General features: G+C 28.2%; 19 protein-coding genes. 18 read left to right on the top strand and 1 reads right to left on the bottom strand.

The genetic code is table 11. The features are described 5' to 3' along the window. The first annotated feature begins 8 nt into the window (after nt 1-8). The 14 genes from SPJ33_RS05055 to ppdK all read left to right on the top strand — a co-directional run bounded on the left by SPJ33_RS05055 (nt 9) and on the right by ppdK (nt 12,382). A complete protein-coding gene (locus SPJ33_RS05055) occupies nt 9-353 on the top strand; it encodes a histidine triad nucleotide-binding protein (protein WP_321116880.1) in 345 nt (114 codons plus the stop codon). Between the two features lie 115 nt (nt 354-468). Next, nucleotides 469-645 carry a 30S ribosomal protein S21 gene (rpsU, locus tag SPJ33_RS05050; RefSeq protein WP_008429643.1) on the top strand — a complete coding sequence of 59 codons (177 nt, stop codon included), beginning with the start codon at nt 469-471 and terminating at the stop codon, nt 643-645. A 22-nt stretch (nt 646-667) separates the two neighbouring features. Further along, nucleotides 668-1,120, top strand: a complete 453-nt coding sequence (locus tag SPJ33_RS05045) for a GatB/YqeY domain-containing protein (RefSeq protein WP_321116962.1) — start codon at nt 668-670, stop codon at nt 1,118-1,120. Nucleotides 1,121-1,264: 144 nt separating this feature from the next. Beyond that, complete coding sequence (gene yqfC / locus SPJ33_RS05040; RefSeq protein WP_321116879.1) at nt 1,265-1,552, top strand: sporulation protein YqfC; 288 nt, start codon at nt 1,265-1,267, stop codon at nt 1,550-1,552. Continuing rightward, the gene (yqfD, locus tag SPJ33_RS05035; protein ID WP_321116878.1) at nt 1,549-2,670 is read left to right on the top strand and encodes a sporulation protein YqfD; all 1,122 of its coding nucleotides are present in this window, start codon (nt 1,549-1,551) and stop codon (nt 2,668-2,670) included. Before yqfC ends, yqfD begins: the two co-directional genes overlap by 4 nt. Before the next feature lie 37 nt (nt 2,671-2,707). After that, a complete protein-coding gene (locus tag SPJ33_RS05030; RefSeq protein ID WP_414627206.1) occupies nt 2,708-4,771 on the top strand; it encodes an HD family phosphohydrolase in 2,064 nt (687 codons plus the stop codon). Nucleotides 4,772-4,840: 69 nt separating this feature from the next. Next, on the top strand, nt 4,841-5,341 hold the full coding sequence (gene ybeY / locus SPJ33_RS05025) for an rRNA maturation RNase YbeY (protein ID WP_321116876.1): 501 nt from the start codon (nt 4,841-4,843) through the stop codon (nt 5,339-5,341). A gap of 32 nt (nt 5,342-5,373) precedes the next feature. Next, entirely contained in the window at nt 5,374-6,075 is a 702-nt protein-coding gene (locus SPJ33_RS05020) for a diacylglycerol kinase (RefSeq protein ID WP_321116875.1), read from the top strand. A gap of 100 nt (nt 6,076-6,175) precedes the next feature. Beyond that, entirely contained in the window at nt 6,176-6,571 is a 396-nt protein-coding gene (locus SPJ33_RS05015) for a cytidine deaminase (protein ID WP_321116874.1), read from the top strand. Nucleotides 6,572-6,582: 11 nt separating this feature from the next. Next, nucleotides 6,583-7,473, top strand: coding sequence for a GTPase Era (era, locus tag SPJ33_RS05010; protein ID WP_321116873.1), 891 nt, complete (start codon nt 6,583-6,585; stop codon nt 7,471-7,473). Nucleotides 7,474-7,492: 19 nt separating this feature from the next. Further along, the gene (gene recO, locus SPJ33_RS05005) at nt 7,493-8,233 is read left to right on the top strand and encodes a DNA repair protein RecO (RefSeq protein ID WP_321116872.1); all 741 of its coding nucleotides are present in this window, start codon (nt 7,493-7,495) and stop codon (nt 8,231-8,233) included. A gap of 6 nt (nt 8,234-8,239) precedes the next feature. Then, a complete protein-coding gene (locus SPJ33_RS05000; protein WP_321116871.1) occupies nt 8,240-8,851 on the top strand; it encodes a DUF4342 domain-containing protein in 612 nt (203 codons plus the stop codon). Nucleotides 8,852-9,039: 188 nt separating this feature from the next. Further along, nucleotides 9,040-9,672, top strand: a complete 633-nt coding sequence (locus tag SPJ33_RS04995; RefSeq protein WP_321116870.1) for a helix-turn-helix transcriptional regulator — start codon at nt 9,040-9,042, stop codon at nt 9,670-9,672. An 82-nt stretch (nt 9,673-9,754) separates the two neighbouring features. After that, nucleotides 9,755-12,382 (top strand): pyruvate, phosphate dikinase, encoded by a 2,628-nt coding sequence (gene ppdK, locus SPJ33_RS04990; RefSeq protein ID WP_321116869.1) that lies wholly within the window; start codon nt 9,755-9,757, stop codon nt 12,380-12,382. Nucleotides 12,383-12,438: 56 nt separating this feature from the next. Here the strand turns inward: ppdK and SPJ33_RS04985 are convergent, their stop codons facing one another. Then, nucleotides 12,439-13,503: a CotS family spore coat protein gene (locus tag SPJ33_RS04985; protein ID WP_321116868.1), complete on the bottom strand. Its 1,065-nt coding sequence runs from the start codon at nt 13,501-13,503 to the stop codon at nt 12,439-12,441. Nucleotides 13,504-13,675: 172 nt separating this feature from the next. Here SPJ33_RS04985 and SPJ33_RS04980 point away from each other — a divergent pair, with 172 nt between their 5' ends. The 4 genes from SPJ33_RS04980 (at nt 13,676) to SPJ33_RS04965 (ending at nt 18,617) form a co-directional block, all read left to right on the top strand. Next, the gene (locus tag SPJ33_RS04980) at nt 13,676-14,707 is read left to right on the top strand and encodes a deoxyguanosinetriphosphate triphosphohydrolase (protein ID WP_321116867.1); all 1,032 of its coding nucleotides are present in this window, start codon (nt 13,676-13,678) and stop codon (nt 14,705-14,707) included. A 203-nt stretch (nt 14,708-14,910) separates the two neighbouring features. Further along, complete coding sequence (gene dnaG, locus SPJ33_RS04975) at nt 14,911-16,683, top strand: DNA primase (protein WP_321116866.1); 1,773 nt, start codon at nt 14,911-14,913, stop codon at nt 16,681-16,683. 7 nt (nt 16,684-16,690) lie between these two features. Then, nucleotides 16,691-17,809, top strand: a complete 1,119-nt coding sequence (rpoD, locus tag SPJ33_RS04970) for an RNA polymerase sigma factor RpoD (protein ID WP_321116865.1) — start codon at nt 16,691-16,693, stop codon at nt 17,807-17,809. Nucleotides 17,810-17,921: 112 nt separating this feature from the next. Then, nucleotides 17,922-18,617, top strand: coding sequence for a class I SAM-dependent methyltransferase (locus SPJ33_RS04965; RefSeq protein ID WP_321116864.1), 696 nt, complete (start codon nt 17,922-17,924; stop codon nt 18,615-18,617). Nucleotide 18,618 lies beyond the last annotated feature (1 nt).

Genomic DNA, 18,618 nt, shown 5'->3' with positions numbered 1-18,618 from the left:
GTGAATTTATGTCAGATTGTATTTTTTGTAAAATAGTTAATGGAGAAATTCCATCAAATAAGATATATGAAGATGAGTATGTCTATGCTTTTTACGACATAAGTCCAGAAGCTCCAGTTCATTTTTTAGTTATACCTAAGGAACATATAAAAAGTGCTAATTATATAACAAAAGAAAATTCACATATAATTGCACACATATTTGAAGTTATAAATAAAATAACAAGTGAACTAGGTATTTCAGAAGATGGATATAGAATTATAAATAATTGTGGGAAATTAGGCGGTCAAACTGTAGATCATCTACATTTTCATGTTTTAGGTGGAAGAGAATTAAAATGGCCACCAGGTTAAAAAATCTTTCAGAAATTATTGACACAATCGACGCAAAAATGTATAATATAGCTTGTGTTATTAAGCCCGTAGCTGATTGAATTGATAATTTAAGCTAGCGGAGGGAGGGATAATTATGTCAGAAATAAAAGTTGGAGAAAACGAAACACTTGAAAGTGCGTTAAGAAGATTTAAAAGAAAATGTGCTAGAGCTGGAGTTCTTTCAGAAGTTAGAAAGAGAGAACATTACGAAAAGCCAAGCGTAAAGAAGAAAAAGAAATCAGAAGCTGCTAGAAAGAGAAAGTTCAAGTAGTATTTTGAAAGAAGGTATAGATATGCCAACAATTAAAGAAAGACTTCAAGAAGATTGGAAAACTGCTTTAAAGGCAAAAGACAAGTTTAAAGCTAATGTATTAAGTACAGCTAAGTCTGCTATTTTATTAATTGAAAAAACAAATAATAAGCCTGTAGATGATAGTCAAGTAATTGAAATATTAGCAAAAGAAGTCAAGCAAAGAAGAGAAGCTGTGCTTGAGTTTGAAAAAGGTAATAGACAAGATTTAGTTGATGAAGCTAATGCCGAAATTAATATCTTGCTAAGTTACCTTCCTCAGCAATTAAGCGAAGAAGAAATCTTACAAATAGTTAAGGAATCAGCTATAGAAGCGGGTGCAAGTAGCATAAAAGACATGGGAAAAGTTATGGCGTTAGTTAGACCAAAAACAGTTGGGAAGGCTGATGGCAAACTTGTAAGTCAAATAGTGAAAGATTATTTAAATAATAAATAGCAGAAGGACTCTTTATAAGAGTCCTTTTTGTTATTTTAATTTAAAAAAGAAGGTAAGCTTTATAAAGCTTACCTTCTTTTTTGGTATTAAAGCAGTTTAGGAAACATAAATTAATATGATAGAAATTATAAGGGAGAGGGGTTTATGAGAGAAAGTATAATTAATAGAAGAAATAAAGTTTTAGAAAGGATTGATCTTCCTAAAGATGTAATCTTAAATTTGCCTAAAATAACGATTGTAGGAGATAATGAAATAACAATTGAAAATCATGAGGGAATAGAGAGTTTTGAAGATGAATGTATAAGGATAAAAACTAATAATGGAATTATAAAAATAGAAGGGGAAAATTTCGAAATTTTATATATAGCTTCTGAAACAATAGTTTTAAGTGGAAAATTTAAATCAGTAGATTATGGAGAATTTATGCAATGAATTTTGAAACAAAGAAATTAACTATAATAACGGTTGAAATTACTCTTATAAATACAGAACAATTATTAAATACACTATGGAAAAATAATGTAAGAATAGATAATATAAAAAGAATTAATGCAGCCACCTTTACTATGGATATATATGGTGAAGACTATGAAGATGTAAAAACTATTGTAAGAAGATATAATGGTAAGATAAAAATACTTAAAAGAAGAGGAGTTATGGCAAGACTTTCTAGAATTAAAAAGAGAATTTCTTTTATTTTAGGGGGAATTATATTTTTACTTATACTATTTATGTTTTCAACTCGTATATGGGCAATTGATATAGAAACAGAGAAAAATGTATCACCTTTTGAAGTTAGAAAAATGCTAAGTGATTTAGGAATTAAACAAGGATTAAGTAAAGATGATATAAATGTATATGATATTGAAAAAAAGCTAGAGGATCTTAATTCTGAAATACTTTGGGTTAGAGCTAGAATGGAAGGTTCAAGTTTAAAACTTAAGATTGAAGAAAAGATTAACCCTCCACAGGTGTTAGAAGGAAAAGAAGGGGAGGTTTTAGCTAAAAAAGATGGAGAAGTAAAGAGGATATATACTGAATTTGGAACAGCAGCTGTAAATCCAGGAGATATGGTTAAAAAAGGTGATACATTAATATTACCTTACTATGGGCTTTTAGAAGAAAAATATGAAACAAGTGCATCAGGTGTAGTAATAGCTAATGTATTTTATGAAAGAAGTTTAGAAGTTCAAATAAATGGTGAAAAATTAGAAAGAACGGGAAATAAGGATAGAGATATTTATCTAGATTTATATGGAAAGAAAATTTATCTAAAAAAGTCTACAAATTCTTTTAAAAACTATGATAAAATAGAAGATAATAATGGTATATTTAAATCTATAACTTATTATGAAGTAGAAAATCAAGAAATTAATTTAAATAAAGATAAAGTTATAGAAGAATCAGTTAATAAGCTTGAAAAATTTCTCATAAAAGATTTAACCAATGAAGCAAAGGTAGTAAAGAGAAATTATGATGTAGAAGATATTGGAGATGGAAAAATAAAAATTATTGCAAGTTTTATAGTCGAAGAGGATATTGCATCATAAATATAATTGTATATTGGGTGATAAGAAGGTGATAAACTTGATAAGAAAAAATAAAGTTGAAATTAAGCCTAAAGATAAATATATAAGGTTTTTAATAAGTGGAATTTCTATTATTATAACTTATATATTACTTGTATCTGTAATTGCCCCAAAACAATATGACTTAAAAGAAGGAGATATTGCAAGGGTAGATATAAAAGCATCGAGAGATACAGTAAATGAATTAGCAACTCAAGAAAAAATAAAAGAAGCAACAGAAAAAATAGATAAAGCATACACCTTAAAAGGTGAGGTTCAAAGTGAAGTTCAAAAAAATATTAATAGGGTATTAAATAAAGTTTCAAATCTAAATACTACGCTTGAAGATGAAAAAGATAAATTAAAAGAACTTTCTAGTTTAGATAGTAATTTATCAGAAAGTGATTATAAGATTTTACTTTCTTTATCACAAGAATCATTAAATGAGATAAAATTTGATATTAATGAAATAATAAAAGAAGTATATCAAGAAAATATACAAAATGATAATGAACAAAGCTTTAAAAAGGCAACTGATTTGGTAGAGAAAAGAATTGATGAAATGGATTTTTCTCTAAGTATAAAAAAAGTTCTTAAAAAATTAGTTGTACAATATATAAAGCCAAATTTTATTTATGACAAAGAAAAGACAGATGAAGTTATAAAAGAGGTTCAAAAAAATACTCCTAAGGTTATTATTAAGAAAAATCAAACAATAGTAAGTGAAGGAGAACCAGTAACGGCAGAACAGATATCCATTTTAAAAGATTTAGGTTTATTAGATAAAAGTGGAGGAAATTCATTTTTTGCTTTATACACTGTTCTTGCTATATTTACAGTGACAGTTTTTTATATACAACATATGTATATTTTAAAAAAACATAAGAAAATTTATAAAAATACTAAGCTTATTATACTTATAAATATAATAAATGTATCTAGCTTTATTCTAGCAAGGATAATAGGAGAATTGTCACCATTTGCAATTCCACTTGCTTGTGCACCTATACTTATATCATTATTAGTAAATTATGAATTATCACTTGTTGTATGTAGCATAAATGTAATCATAATTGGAGCATTAGTTAATTTTAATCCACAGATTATGATACTTGGAATTTTAAATGCAATTTTAGGATCTACTGGTCTTAGAAAGATACAACAAAGAAATGATATATTTTATTCATCAATTTTTTTAATGATAATGAGCATGTTACTTACGTTTACAACTGGTTTATTGCTTACAAATAATTTTAAAGAAATATTTATAAATAGTGGTATTGCAGCGATAGGTGTGGTATTTTCAGCAGTTTTAGCTATTGGTATCTTACCATTTTTAGAATCAAGCTTTGATATAGTTACAACTCTAAAATTACTTGAACTTGCAAATCCAAATAATCCACTGCTTAAAAAGTTATTGATGGAGGCACCAGGAACTTATCATCATAGCATGTTAGTTGCAAATCTTGCAGAAATGGCAGCAGAGGAAATTGATGCAAATCCAGTAATAGCAAGAGTAGGGGCTTATTTTCATGATGTAGGAAAATTAAAAAGACCATTTTTCTTTGGTGAAAATCAGATAGGAAAAGAAAATCCTCATGATAAAATAAATCCTAACTTAAGTACGCTAATAATAATATCTCATGTTAAAGATGGGGTAGAACTTGCAAAAGAATATAATTTACCTGATGTTATTAAAGATATAATACAGCAACATCATGGAACAACACTTGTAAAATACTTCTATTATATTATGAAAAACAATGCAGAAAATCCAGATGAAATAAAGGAAGAAGATTTTAAGTATCAAGGTCCTATTCCAAGTAGCAAAGAGGCTGGAATAATAATGTTAGCAGATAGTGTAGAGGCTGCAGTTAGATCTATTAATGATCCAACAAAAGGCAAGATAGAAGAGATGGTAAATAATATTATTAAAGATAAGCTTCATTCAGGACAATTAGATAATTGTGATTTAACATTAAAGGATTTAGAAAAGATACGTAAATGCTTTTTAAAAGCATTATATGGAATTTATCATCAAAGAGTAGAGTATCCAACAGAGAAGAAAATTACAAGTAAATAGATTATGGGGAGATTAATACTCCCCATAATTTAATTTATAATCAAATTAAGTATTAAGGAGAATATATATATGATTTATGTAGATAATAGACAAGAAAAAATAAAAGTAACAGATGAATTTGTAGAAAAACTTGAAAATGTTATAAATTTTGCATTAAAAGAGGAAGAGGTATCTGTTGATTGTGAAATATCTATGCTTTTTGTAGATAATGAAGAGATAAGAGAAATAAATAATGAAACAAGGGGAATAGATAGAGCAACAGATGTGCTTTCATTTCCTATGTTAGATTATCAAGATAAAAAAGTATTTAAAGAAATGTATAAAGATAATAATTTTGATATAACATTTATGGATGGGGAAGAATTAGTTTTAGGAGATATAGTTTTATCACTAGAGAGAGCTTTAGAACAAAGCAGAGAATATAGTCATTCTTTTGAAAGAGAATCATGTTATTTAGTGGTTCATTCAGTATTACATTTATTAGGATATGACCATATGGAAGAAGATGATAAAAAGATAATGAGAAAAAGAGAAGAAGATATATTAGGAAAGTTATATATTACTAGATAAAAATAAGGGTTATTTTTAATAAGGGGGTTTTTATGAGATTAAAAAAAATCATTGATAGTTTTAATAATGCTATAGATGGGATAATTTATACTGTTAGAACTCAGAGAAATATGAAAATACATCTTAGTATAACTTTAGTGGTTTTGTTGTTGTGTCTTTTTTTTGATGTTTCAAAAGTTGAATTTTTAATACTTGCCATAACAATAACTATGGTAATTGCAGCAGAACTTTTAAATACTTCAATAGAAGCTGTGGTTGATATGAAAACAAATCATTATCATCCACTTGCAAAGGTTTCTAAAAATGTAGCAGCAGGTGCTGTGCTTTTAACAGCTATAAATGCTGTTGTAGTTGGATACATTATATTTTGGGATAAATTATCTAATATATCTCTTATAGTGCTTAATAAGATAAAAGAATCACAGCCATATACTATATTTATAGTATTAGTTATTGTTTGCATAGTAACTATAATAATAAAATCTATTTTTGGAGAAGGTACACCACTAAAGGGTGGAATGCCAAGTGGACATAGTGCTTTAGCTTTTTCGTTATCTACAGCTATATCTTTAATAACAGAAGAACCAATATGTATAATGCTTAGTTTTATTATGGCATTTATAACAGCACAAAGTAGAGTAGACTCTGATGTTCACTCTGCGTTTGAAGTTGTTGTGGGGTCTTTAATTGGTGTTTTGATAACACTACTTATATTTACGGTTTTCAAAATATAAACCTTTGTTTATAAAACTTTTTTTAATTAACTATTAGTGATATAATAAATAGCACACAATAAAATTGGGGTTTATATTTAGAAACGAGGGATGTAGTATTATGAACAAAGAAATAATAAAAAAAGCAATTTCAGCAAGAGAGGAAGCATATTGTCCATATTCAAACTTTAAAGTTGGTGCAGCAGCACTTTTTGAAGATGGAGAAATATATACTGGATGTAATATTGAAAATGCATCATTTGGAGCTACAAATTGTGCAGAACGTACAGCTATATTTAATGGTGTATCAAAGGGAAATAGAGTATTAAAAGAACTTGCGCTTATTGGAGATACTAATAATTACACTTATCCATGTGGTATATGTAGGCAAGTTATTACAGAATTTGCAGAAAACAAAGACATAAAGATTTATATTATAAAAAATGAAAATGATTATATAGAGAAAACTTTAGAGGAAATAATGCCTGGATCATTTACCAAAAAAGATCTAGAGTAGTAGGAGGAAAAATGTTTAAATCAGGATTTGTATCAATAGTAGGAAGACCTAATGTAGGTAAGTCTACTTTAATGAATTATATAATGGGAGAGAAGCTTTCAATAGTTTCAAATAAGCCACAGACAACAAGAAATAATATACAAACTATATTAACTACAGATGATTATCAAATGATATTTGTTGATACACCAGGAATTCACAAACCTAAACATAAATTAGGTGAATACATGGTTAATTCAGCAAAAGATTCAACAAATGATGTAGATTTAATTTTATTTTTAACTAATCCAGGAGAAGAAATAGGAAGAGGAGATAAATTTATCTTAGAATCTTTAAAGAGTAAAAAAGCTCCAGTTTTCTTAGTTTTAAATAAGATTGATGAGTTTACTCAAGATGTAGTTGCAAAGTCTTTAGCAGATTTTTCAAAAGAATTTGATTTTGATGAAATAATACCTATATCAGCTATGAAGGGTAAAAATGTAGATAAATTATTAGAATTAATGGTTGAAAAATTACCACAAGGACCAAAATATTATCCAGAAGACATGATTACAGATGTTCAAGAAAGATTTGTAGTATCAGAAATAGTAAGAGAAAAGGCACTTAGAACATTAAGAGATGAAGTTCCACATGGAATTGCAGTGGATGTAATACAAATGAAGCAAAAAGAAAATGGAACTTATCATATTGAAGTAGATTTAATCTGTGAAAAAGATTCACATAAGGGAATAATAATTGGAAAGAATGGACAGTGCTTAAAGAAGATTGGTGAAGCTTCAAGATATGAATTAGAAAGATTTTTAAGAAGTAAGGTAAATATAAAGATATGGGTAAAAGTAAGAAAAGAATGGAGAGACAATAAAATATTACTTAAAGAATTAGGATATAAAAAGCTTAAGTAGTATTTGGAGGTTGATTTAATTGTCCTTATTAAAAACTAGAGGAGTAATAATTAAAACTCAAGATTATAAGGAAAATGATAAGTTAGTCTGGTTATATACTGAAAATTTTGGGAAAGTTTCAGCTATAGCAAGAGGAGCAAAGAGAAGTAAGAGCAAATTATTTGCTGTTACTCTTCCTCTTTGTTATGCTGATTATATGTTTTTTAAAGGTAAAAATTTATCTAATTTACAAGAAGGAAAGATAATTAATTCATTTCAAGGACTTATGAGTAATTTAGATAAACTTACATATTCATCATATCTTTGTGAACTTATTGATATAGCACTTATAGATGGTGAAAGTAATAGGTTGTTATATAAGGAATTTATAACAACCTTATATCTTTTAGACACTGATGCTATAGATTATGAGCTTCTTATAAGAGCTTTTGAGTTAAAACTTTTAAAAGCCACAGGATATGGGCTTATTTTAGATAAGTGTGTAAACTGTGGGAAAAAATTAAATGTTGCAAATTATATAAGTTTATCAAATTTTGGTGGAGTTTGTGAAGAATGTAATAAAACACATGGACTTTATCTATCTAAAGGAGCATATAATGCATTAAGATTCTTAACAAATACGAATTTAGATAAGATATTTAGACTTAATTTATCAGAAGACATTAAAAAAGAAATAGAAAGAGTTACAACATTTATAATTTCATCAAACTATGCAAAAAAGCCAAAGAGCTTAGAAATGTTAAATTATTTAAAGGAGTGATAACCTATGAAAGAAATTACTTTAGAAAAAGTAGATGAAATAAGAAGAAGAACTGGTGTTAGCTATAAGATAGCAAAAGAAGCTTTAGAACTTAATGGCGGTGATGTATTAGAAGCTTTAATATATATAGAAAATAATGTGGTTGTTCCATTTGCAGAAGAAAATAATTTTAAAGATGATAATTCTAAAAAAAGCGAAAATATAGAAGAATTTAAAGCATGGTTAAAAAATATAATAGAAAAAGGAAATGTAAGTAGAATAAAAGTTAAAAAAGATGATACTACTTTAGTTGATGTTCCTGTAAATGCTGGAATTGCAGCTGCTGTTATAGGAGTTATTGTTCCACCAATACTAGCATTTGGTGTAATAGCTACAGTTGCAACTAAGCTTACTATAGAAATAACAAAATGCGATGGAAGCGTTGAAGTAGTAAATAAATATGTTGAAAAGGCAGCTGGAGAAGTAAAAGATAAGGCATATGAGTTTGCTGGAATAGTAAAAGATAAATTTAAAAATACAAAAGATAATATTAAAAATGAACAAATAAATAAAAATAAGTCATATAAGACAGATGATACTGTATATACATATACAGTAAACTTTGATGATGAAAAATAGTTTAGGGAAATTTCAAGAAAACACATGCATGATAAAGATAAAATGAACATATAAGAAATATTCATTATATTTATTAGATTTTCTAAGAAATTCGAGATAGGCAAACGAAAAACAAATGGTATAATTAGTATATAATTCAATAAATTTAAAATAATGGATATTTCTTATTTTAAGAAAGAGGGATTCGTTTGAAATTGTCAGATAGACAAGAGGAAATAATTAGACTAGTTAAGGAAGGTGAACCTATAACTAGTGAGTGTTTAGCAGAAAAGCTAGGTGTAACTAGAGCAGCACTTAGAGCAGACTTAGCAATTTTAACAATGATAGGAACACTAGATGCAAGACCTAAGGTTGGTTACGTTTATTCAAATAAGCCAAAAAGTAACCTAGTTCATGAATATATAAGTGAAATTAAGGTTAAAGATATTATGTCAAAGCCATCAATAGTCAATGAATCAATGACGGTATATGATGCAATCGTATACCTATTTTTAAATGATGTAGGTACTTTATTTGTTGAAAATTCAGGGTTTTTAATAGGTGCAGTGTCAAGAAAAGATTTCTTAAAAATTGCTATAGGAGGAACTGATATTCATAAGGTTCCAGTTGGCGTTATAATGACTAGAATGCCAAATATAGTATGTGGAGATGTAAATGATCCTGCATATGATATTGCAAAAAAGATAATAGAACATGAGATTGATAGTATTCCAATAGTAGAAAAAATTATGGTAGATGAGAAAGAACAATACAAAATAGTGGGTAAAGTATCAAAAACTAACGTTACAAAGTTATTTGTTAGGCTTGGACAAAATAAATAATTTTTTATGGGTTAACTACGGAATAAAAAATAAGTTTCCGATAGTATAGATAACATTAGTATTGAACGGAGGAGTATTGAGAATGGAGAAAAAGTACGTTTACCTTTTTAGAGAGGGAAATGCATCAATGAGAAATCTTTTAGGAGGAAAAGGAGCTAACTTAGCTGAAATGTCTAATTTAGGCGTTCCAGTTCCTCAAGGGTTTACTGTTACAACAGAAGCTTGCAATAAGTATTATGAAGATGGAAAGGTTATAGAAGATTCTATAATTAGAGAAATCGAAAATGCTATGAAAGAACTTGAAAAAGAAACAGGAAAAGAATTTGGAAGCACAACAAATCCACTACTTGTATCTGTAAGATCAGGAGCTAGGGTTTCAATGCCTGGTATGATGGATACAATTTTAAATTTAGGATTAAATGATATATCTGTTGAAGCTATGGCAAAGCTTACTAATAATCCAAGATTTGCTTATGATTCTTATAGAAGATTTATTCAAATGTTCTCAGATGTTGTTATGGGTATAGAAAAGAGATTATTTGAAGATAAAATTGATGAAATAAAAGAAGAAAAAGGTGTTTCTTTTGATACAGATTTAAATACTGAAGATTTAAAGAAGCTTGTTAGTCAATACAAAGAAATCTATAGAAAAGAAAAGGGTGAAGAATTCCCACAAAACCCAAAAGATCAATTAATCGAAGCAATTACTGCTGTATTTAGATCATGGAATAATCCAAGAGCTATAGTTTATAGAAGATTAAATGATATTCCAGGAGAATGGGGAACAGCCGTAAACGTTCAACAAATGGTATTTGGTAATAAAGGAGAAACTTCAGGAACAGGAGTAGTATTTTCAAGAAATCCTGCAAATGGAACTAGAGAGATATATGGTGAATATCTAATGAATGCACAAGGTGAAGACGTTGTTGCAGGAATAAGAACGCCACTTCCTATTAAAAAATTAGAAGAACAAAATCCTAAGATATATAAAGAATTTACTGACATCGTAAATAAATTAGAAAATCATTATAAAGATATGCAAGATATGGAAATAACTATTGAAGAAGGTAAGCTATATTTCCTTCAAACTAGAAATGGAAAAAGAACAGCTCAAGCTGCACTTAAGATAGCAGTTGATTTAGTTGAAGAAGGAATGCTTACTAAGGAAGAGGCAATACTTAAAGTTGAGCCTAAACAATTAGATACATTACTTCATCCAGCTTTCTATAATGAAGATTTAAAACGTGCAAAGGCAATAGCAAAAGGATTACCAGCTTCACCAGGAGCAGCATGTGGAAAAATTGCATTCACTGCTGAAGAAGCTAAAGAAAGAGCAGCACAAGGAGAACAAGTTGTATTAGTAAGACTTGAAACTTCACCAGAAGATATAGAAGGAATGATAGCATCACAAGGTATATTAACTGTTAGAGGTGGTATGACTTCTCATGCAGCTGTTGTTGCTAGAGGAATGGGAACTTGCTGCGTTGCTGGATGTGGAGAGCTTAAAGTAAATGAAGAAGCAAAAACAGTAGAAGTTAATGGAAAAATCTATACAGATAATGATTTTATCTCTATAGATGGAACAACAGGAAATATATATGGAGAAAAGATAAAGACTGTAACTCCAGAGATAACTGGACATTTTGCAACATTTATGGGATGGGTAGATGAAATAAGAAAATTAAAGGTTAGAACTAATGCAGATACTCCAAGAGATGCAAAACAAGCAGTTGAGTTTGGTGCAGAAGGTATAGGACTTTGCAGAACTGAACATATGTTCTTTGCAGAAGACAGAATATTAGCAGTTAGAGAAATGATAATAGCTAAGACAGAAGAAGAAAGAAGAAAAGCATTAAATAAGATTTTACCAATGCAAAGAGCAGATTTTATAGAAATATATAAAGCTCTTAAGGGAATGCCAGCAACTATAAGACTTCTAGATCCACCTCTACATGAATTCTTACCTAATGCAGAAGAAGATATGATATCTTTAGCTAAGGAATTAGATGTAGATGTAGAAGATATTAAATTAGCAGTTGATAGTAAACATGAATTTAATCCAATGATGGGTCATAGAGGATGTCGTCTTGCTGTAACTTATCCTGAAATTGCTGAAATGCAAACAAGAGCAATAATAGAAGCTGCAATAGCTGTAAATATTGAAATGGGATACCATATAGTTCCAGAAATAATGATACCTCTTGTTGGAGAAATTAAAGAATTAAAATTTGTTAAAGATATAGTTGTATCTACTGCAGAAAAGGTTATGGAAGAAAAGGGAACTAAGATTGAGTATAGTGTAGGTACTATGATTGAAATTCCAAGAGCTGCACTTACTGCAGATGAAATAGCAAAAGAAGCTGAGTTCTTCTCATTTGGTACAAATGATTTAACTCAAATGACTTTTGGATTCTCAAGAGATGATGCTGCTAAATTCTTATCATCTTATTATGATAAAGGAATTTACGAACAAGACCCATTTGCTAAGTTAGATAGAACTGGGGTAGGTCAATTAGTAAAAATGGCAGCAGAAAAAGGAAGACAAACAAGAAAAGATATTAAGCTTGGCATATGTGGAGAACATGGTGGAGATCCATCATCAGTTGAATTCTGTCATGATATAGGATTAAACTATGTTTCATGCTCACCTTTTAGAGTGCCACTTGCAAGACTTGCAGCAGCACAAGCACAAGTTAAAAATAAAAGATAATTAATAAAAAACAGTCTAGAGAAAAATCTAGGCTGTTTTTTAAAACTATAAAAAGACTATAATTTAAAGTTATATTCTAATTCTATTCTTTTTGAAATTTCTTTTATAAATTTAAGTTGAAAATATGTTTTTTTATTTGATTTTCTAAGAAGATTTATAAATAAAGATTTATCTTGTTTTTCTATATTTTTATAATAATCTCTTGATAGTTTCCAAAACTTTTGAGGGAAACATATATATGATAATATATACCTTATATCAGAAGGCGTAAGATTAGCTATATTATTGTATTCTCTTAAAATAGTAAGGGTAAGTTCTACATCAAATTTTGTGTTGTCTCGTCTTAGTAATCGTCTTAGAAAATATCCTACGTCTCTAGCAGAATAATCAAGTTTGCATTTATCTAAGTCAATAACCCATATACGTGAATTTTTATCAAAAATAATATTTTTATTTACATAATCTTCATGACATAATGATTTTGAAAGATTATCATTATTTATATGAGAAGATAAATTTAATGACCATTTAGCAAGTTCTAAATTATCCTCAAAATTTTCTAAAAACTCAATAGAATAATCATCTAATGTTTCGCATGCCAAGTTATAAAATGTCAAAATTTGATTAAAATGTTTTAAAGTTGATATGTAGTAATCAGAGAAGCCTTTTCTTTTTTTACTTCCTTCTATTGGAACAAAATTTCTTGAACATGAATGTATACCGGCTAATTGTTTTGAGGAGATTATAAGATGATCTAAATTATCAAAGTCGCATTTTATTCCATCTATCCATATTGTGAGGATAAAATACATATCATTAAACTTAACAAATTTATTTCCAGATAGAGTATTTAAAAATGTTGGAGTTTTAATTCCACTTTTAAAAAGCCATTCTAATGATGAATAAACAAATAAAAGGTTAGGTTCATCAAAATAAACTTTTTTTAGGCAATAACAATGCTTTTCATAGCATACTTTATATACAGCTCTTTGTTTTTCTGTATTTTTAAATTTCACCATACTTACCTTAGCATTTTCTAGCCCATAGTGAACTAATACATTTTTCTTCATGCTTTTTTCAGAAAAAATATTCATAAGTTTATTTTGTTTTTTTCTATCCATAAATAATAATCTCCTCCATTAATTGCTTATTACTATATTATTAGTAATAACTTTAAAATAGAATAATATAATTTTAAATAATAAATTTTAAATTTTTGCAAATAATAAGTTGAATTAATAATTAAAGGATTTTAAAGAGAATTATAGAATACTTGAGGTGAGGTGAAGTTATATGGTTATAAGAGAGAAAATTGAGAAGTTTGAAAGGTTGATATTAAGAAAAGAAGCACAAGCATCTTTTAAAAGTATGGGCAGAAATAAAAAAGAAGATAGTGATCTTGTTAGAACATGTTATATGGTTGATAGAGATAGAATAATACATTCAAAAGCATTTAGAAGATTAAAAGATAAAACTCAAGTTTATATTAGAACAAAAGGTGATCATTATAGAAATAGGCTAACGCATACACTAGAAGTTACTCAAATTGCAAGAACAATAGGTGTTGGAATTGGACTTAATGAGCATCTAATTGAAGCTATCTCTTTAGGACATGATTTAGGTCATGCTGCATTTGCACATAATGGAGAAGAGGTATTAAATAGCTTTCTTAAAGAGGGATTTAGGCATAATGAACAGAGTATAAGGGTTATAAATAGGCTTGAGAAAAATGGAGAGGGATTAAACTTAACGAAAGAAGTTATTGATGGTATTTTAAAACATAGTGGCCTTTCTAAAAATCAGAAAAATGAAGCTATGACTTTAGAAGGAAGAGTGGTTAAGTATTCAGATAAAATAGCATATATAAATCATGATATAGATGATTCTATAAGGGCTAATTTATTAGCTGAAGATGAACTTCCAAAAGAAGTTATAAAGGTTCTTGGAAATACACATTCTAAAAGAATAAAGGTATTAGTTACAGATTTTATAAATGAATCAAATAAAAACTTAGATGAAGGTGTGCTTAAAGTTGGACTTAGCAAAGAAAAAGATGAAGCTATGAGAGAACTTAGAGAATTTATGTTTAAAAATATTTACTTAGGAGAAATTTTAAAAGCAGAGAGAGAAAAAGCAAAATTTATTTTAGAATCAGTAATAGAATTTTATACTAAAAAACCAGAAAAAATGCCAAGGTTATACAGAGAGATAGTTGAGGAAGAAGGGATATATAGAGGGGTAGCGGACTATGTTTCAGGTATGAGTGATGATTATTGTCTAAATAAGTTTAATGAAATATATGTACCTAAATTAGTTGTATATTAATTTTGTGAATAAAAAATACAAAATTAGGAAATATAAAATTATCGAAAAAAAAGAAGGAATTTCATTCTTTAAGCAGAATAGATAATAATGGGTAAAAAAATATAATATTCTATAATTATATAGAAATAAAAGAAGGAATACCAAAAAAAATGTCGAATATAATATAAGTTGCATAAAGACAGCAAAGGAGGGAGAGAAGCTCCTTGCGTATTACAGAAGAAACTATTGAAAGAATTAAACAAGAAAATGATATTGTTGATGTTATTTCAGAAACAGTAAGACTAAAAAGATCAGGTCGTAATTATATGGGCCTTTGTCCATTTCATGGTGAAAAATCACCTTCTTTTAGTGTTTCTCAAGATAAGCAGATTTATAAATGCTTTGGATGTGGAGAAGCTGGTAATGTATTGACATTTGTAATGAAGCAAAAAAATCTAAACTTTATAGAAAGCTGTAAGCTTTTAGCTGAACGTGCAAATATTCCTTTAAATCTTGGAAATGGGGAAGAAAGTAAAGTAGTTAAAAAGAAAGAACTTTTGTATAAGATAAATGTAGAGGCTGCAAGATACTTTTTTTCAAATCTCCAAGAAAATGAAAATGCAAAAGAGTATTTTTTAAACAGAGGAATAAAAGAAATAACTATAAAAAGATTTGGATTAGGTTATGCTAAAGATGGATGGCAAAATCTTCGTATGTATCTTAAGAAAAAAGGATTTAGTGATTCTTTAATGCTTGAAGCAGGGCTTGTAATTAAAAGCCAAAAGGGAACAATATATGATAGATTTAGAAATAGAGTTATGTTTCCGGTATTTGATATTAAGGGAAATGTTATAGGATTTGGGGGAAGAGTTTTAGATGACTCAAAACCTAAATATTTAAATTCTCCAGAAACTTTAGTATTTCAAAAGGGAACAAATCTTTATGGATTAAATTTTGCTATTAAAAATAGAATAGAAAAAAGATATTTCATTATAGTTGAAGGATATATGGATTTAATTTCACTTCATCAGTATGGTATAACAAATGTTGTAGCATCACTAGGTACTGCACTTACAGTTAACCAAGCAAGACTTCTTAAAAGATATGCAGATAAAGTTATAATTTCTTATGATGCAGATGTTGCAGGTCAAACTGCGACCTTAAGAGGACTTGAAATTTTAAAAGAGGCAGGTTTTGATGTTAGAGTACTTAAAATTCCTCAAGGTAAAGATCCAGATGAATTTGTAAGAAGTAATGGAAAAGATGCTTTTTTAAAGTTGGTGGATAAGGCTGAAAATTTAATATCTTATAGGCTTGAAAAAGCAAAAGAAGGTATAAATTTTAAAGATAAATCTTCTCTTGTAGAGTATGGTAATAGAGTCGCTGATATATTAGCAAATCTTAATCCTGTTGAAAAAGATATTTATGTAAAGAGTATATCTGAAGACATAGGAATTAAAGAACAGTCATTATATGACTTAATAGCTATGACTAGAAATACGAAAAGTGATGATTTCATGAATAAAAAGGAAGAATATGGAACAAAATTATATGTAGAACCTGGTTATGTAAAAGCTGAAAAATCATTGATAAAATTAATGTTAGAAGATGATTATTATGAAGAGATAGTATCAAATATTTCTTCGGATGATTTTATTTCTAAACCATATGCGAAGATATTTAATTTAATCAAGGAAGCTAAGAAAAAAGAATTAAAAGATATTAATTTACATGTTGAAGCAGGTTGTGATGATGTAGATTCTTCTAAAGAATGGGTAAAAGTAAAAGAATTTGAAGTTTTAAAAGGCAAAGATGTAAATAAGTTAATATTAGATTACATAAAACAGATAAAGAACTTTAAGCTTACAAAAAAAGCTGAAGATCTTAAAGTAAAATTAAGACAATTAGAAAAAGATGGATTAATAGAAGAATCTATAAAAATTGCTTTAGAACTAAAAAAGATAAATGATGTGTTAAAAAAGGGAGAGAAGAGTTAGTTTGGTCATGACGGAAGGAGGTCACCAAAATATGGTAGTAAAAGCAAAGGCAAAAGATGAAAAGAAAGACAGAAATCAGAGGATGACTGTAGTTAAAAGCCTTATAGATAAAGGAAAGAAGAATGGTTCATTAACTTATAAAGAAATCATGGATGAGATTGATAATATTGAGTTAAGTCCAGAACAAATAGAAAAGATATATGAAGTTTTAGAGTCAATGGGTATCGAAGTTATAGGTGAACCACATGAGGCTGAAGTAGAAGAAGAGGAATTAGATTTAAGTGTACCTGAAGGTATTGCAATAGATGACCCAGTTAGAATGTATTTAAAGGAAATAGGTAAGGTTCCACTATTATCTTCAGAAGAAGAAGTAGAACTTGCAAAGAAGATAGAAGAAGGAAGCCAATATGCTAAAAAGAAATTAGCAGAAGCAAACTTAAGATTAGTTGTAAGTATAGCTAAAAGATATGTTGGAAGAGGTATGCTGTTTTTAGATCTTATTCAAGAAGGAAACTTAGGATTAATAAAAGCTGTAGAAAAATTTGATTACAGAAAAGGATATAAGTTCTCAACATATGCTACATGGTGGATTAGACAGGCAATTACAAGAGCTATAGCCGATCAAGCAAGAACTATAAGAATTCCTGTTCATATGGTTGAAACTATTAATAAATTAATAAGAGTTCAAAGACAATTATTACAAGAACTTGGAAGAGATCCTTTCCCAGAAGAAATTTCAAAGGTTATGGATTTACCAGTTGAAAAGGTAAGAGAAATTCAAAAGATTGCCCAAGAACCAGTTTCACTTGAAACTCCAATTGGAGAAGAAGAAGATAGTCATTTAGGTGATTTTATTCCAGATGATGATGCATTAGCTCCAGCAGAAGCTGCAGCATTTACAATGCTTAAAGAACAGCTTATAAATGTTTTAGATACATTAACTCCAAGAGAAGAAAAAGTATTAAGACTAAGATTTGGATTAGATGATGGAAGAGCTAGAACTCTTGAAGAAGTTGGAAAAGAGTTTAATGTAACTAGAGAAAGAATTAGACAAATAGAAGCAAAAGCTTTAAGAAAGTTAAGACATCCATCAAGAAGTAAAAAGCTTAAAGATTATTTAGATTAAGCTTAAAATAGCACCAATTAAGGTGCTATTTTATTTTTGATAGTGTGTGTTATAATTAATCTTAAAAACAAAAGAATTTAATAAAAATAATTATTAAAACAGGAGAGAACAAATGGAATTAAGTAAAAGACTAAATTTAATAGTAAATCATATAGAAAATTGCAATACATTAGTTGATATAGGAACAGATCATGGATATATTCCTATATATGCAGTTAAGAATGGAATATGTAAAAATGCTATTGCATCAGATATAAATAAAGATCCTCTTGATAAGGCTAAATTAAATTCAATATTTGAATCTGTTGATGAAAATATTGATACAAGATTAGGATCAGGACTAGAAACTATAAAAAATGGAGAAGCTCAAGTAGCTGTTATAGCTGGTATGGGTGGAAATTTAATAAAAGATATATTAGAAGCTGATAAAGATAAGGTAAAGGAATTAGATTATTTAATCCTTCAACCAGCACAAAACCCAGAAGTTTTAAGAGAATATCTTTATACTAATGGATATGAGGTTATAGCTGAAGATTTATGTATAGATGAAGATAAATATTATGAATTATTTAAAGTTAGAGCTAAAGATGGAGAAGAAACGGAATTAGATTTAATTTATTATGAAATAAGTCCAAAATTATTAAGAGATAAGCATCCTTTAATGGGAGAATATATAAAATCTAAAAAACAAAAGTACGAAAAAATATTAAATCTTATAGAAGATGATACAGAAAGTGCTTTAAAGAGAAAAAAAGAACTTGAAGAAAAGATAAGTATATTAACTAATTTAGAAAATTACTGCAATTAGT

Origin of the sequence: Clostridium sp. (assembly GCF_034179595.1) — a bacterium.
Classification (GTDB): Bacteria; Bacillota; Clostridia; order Clostridiales; family Clostridiaceae; genus Clostridium.
Note: the sequence above shows the minus strand (reverse complement) of the source record. Positions and strands in the feature narration are given on the sequence as shown.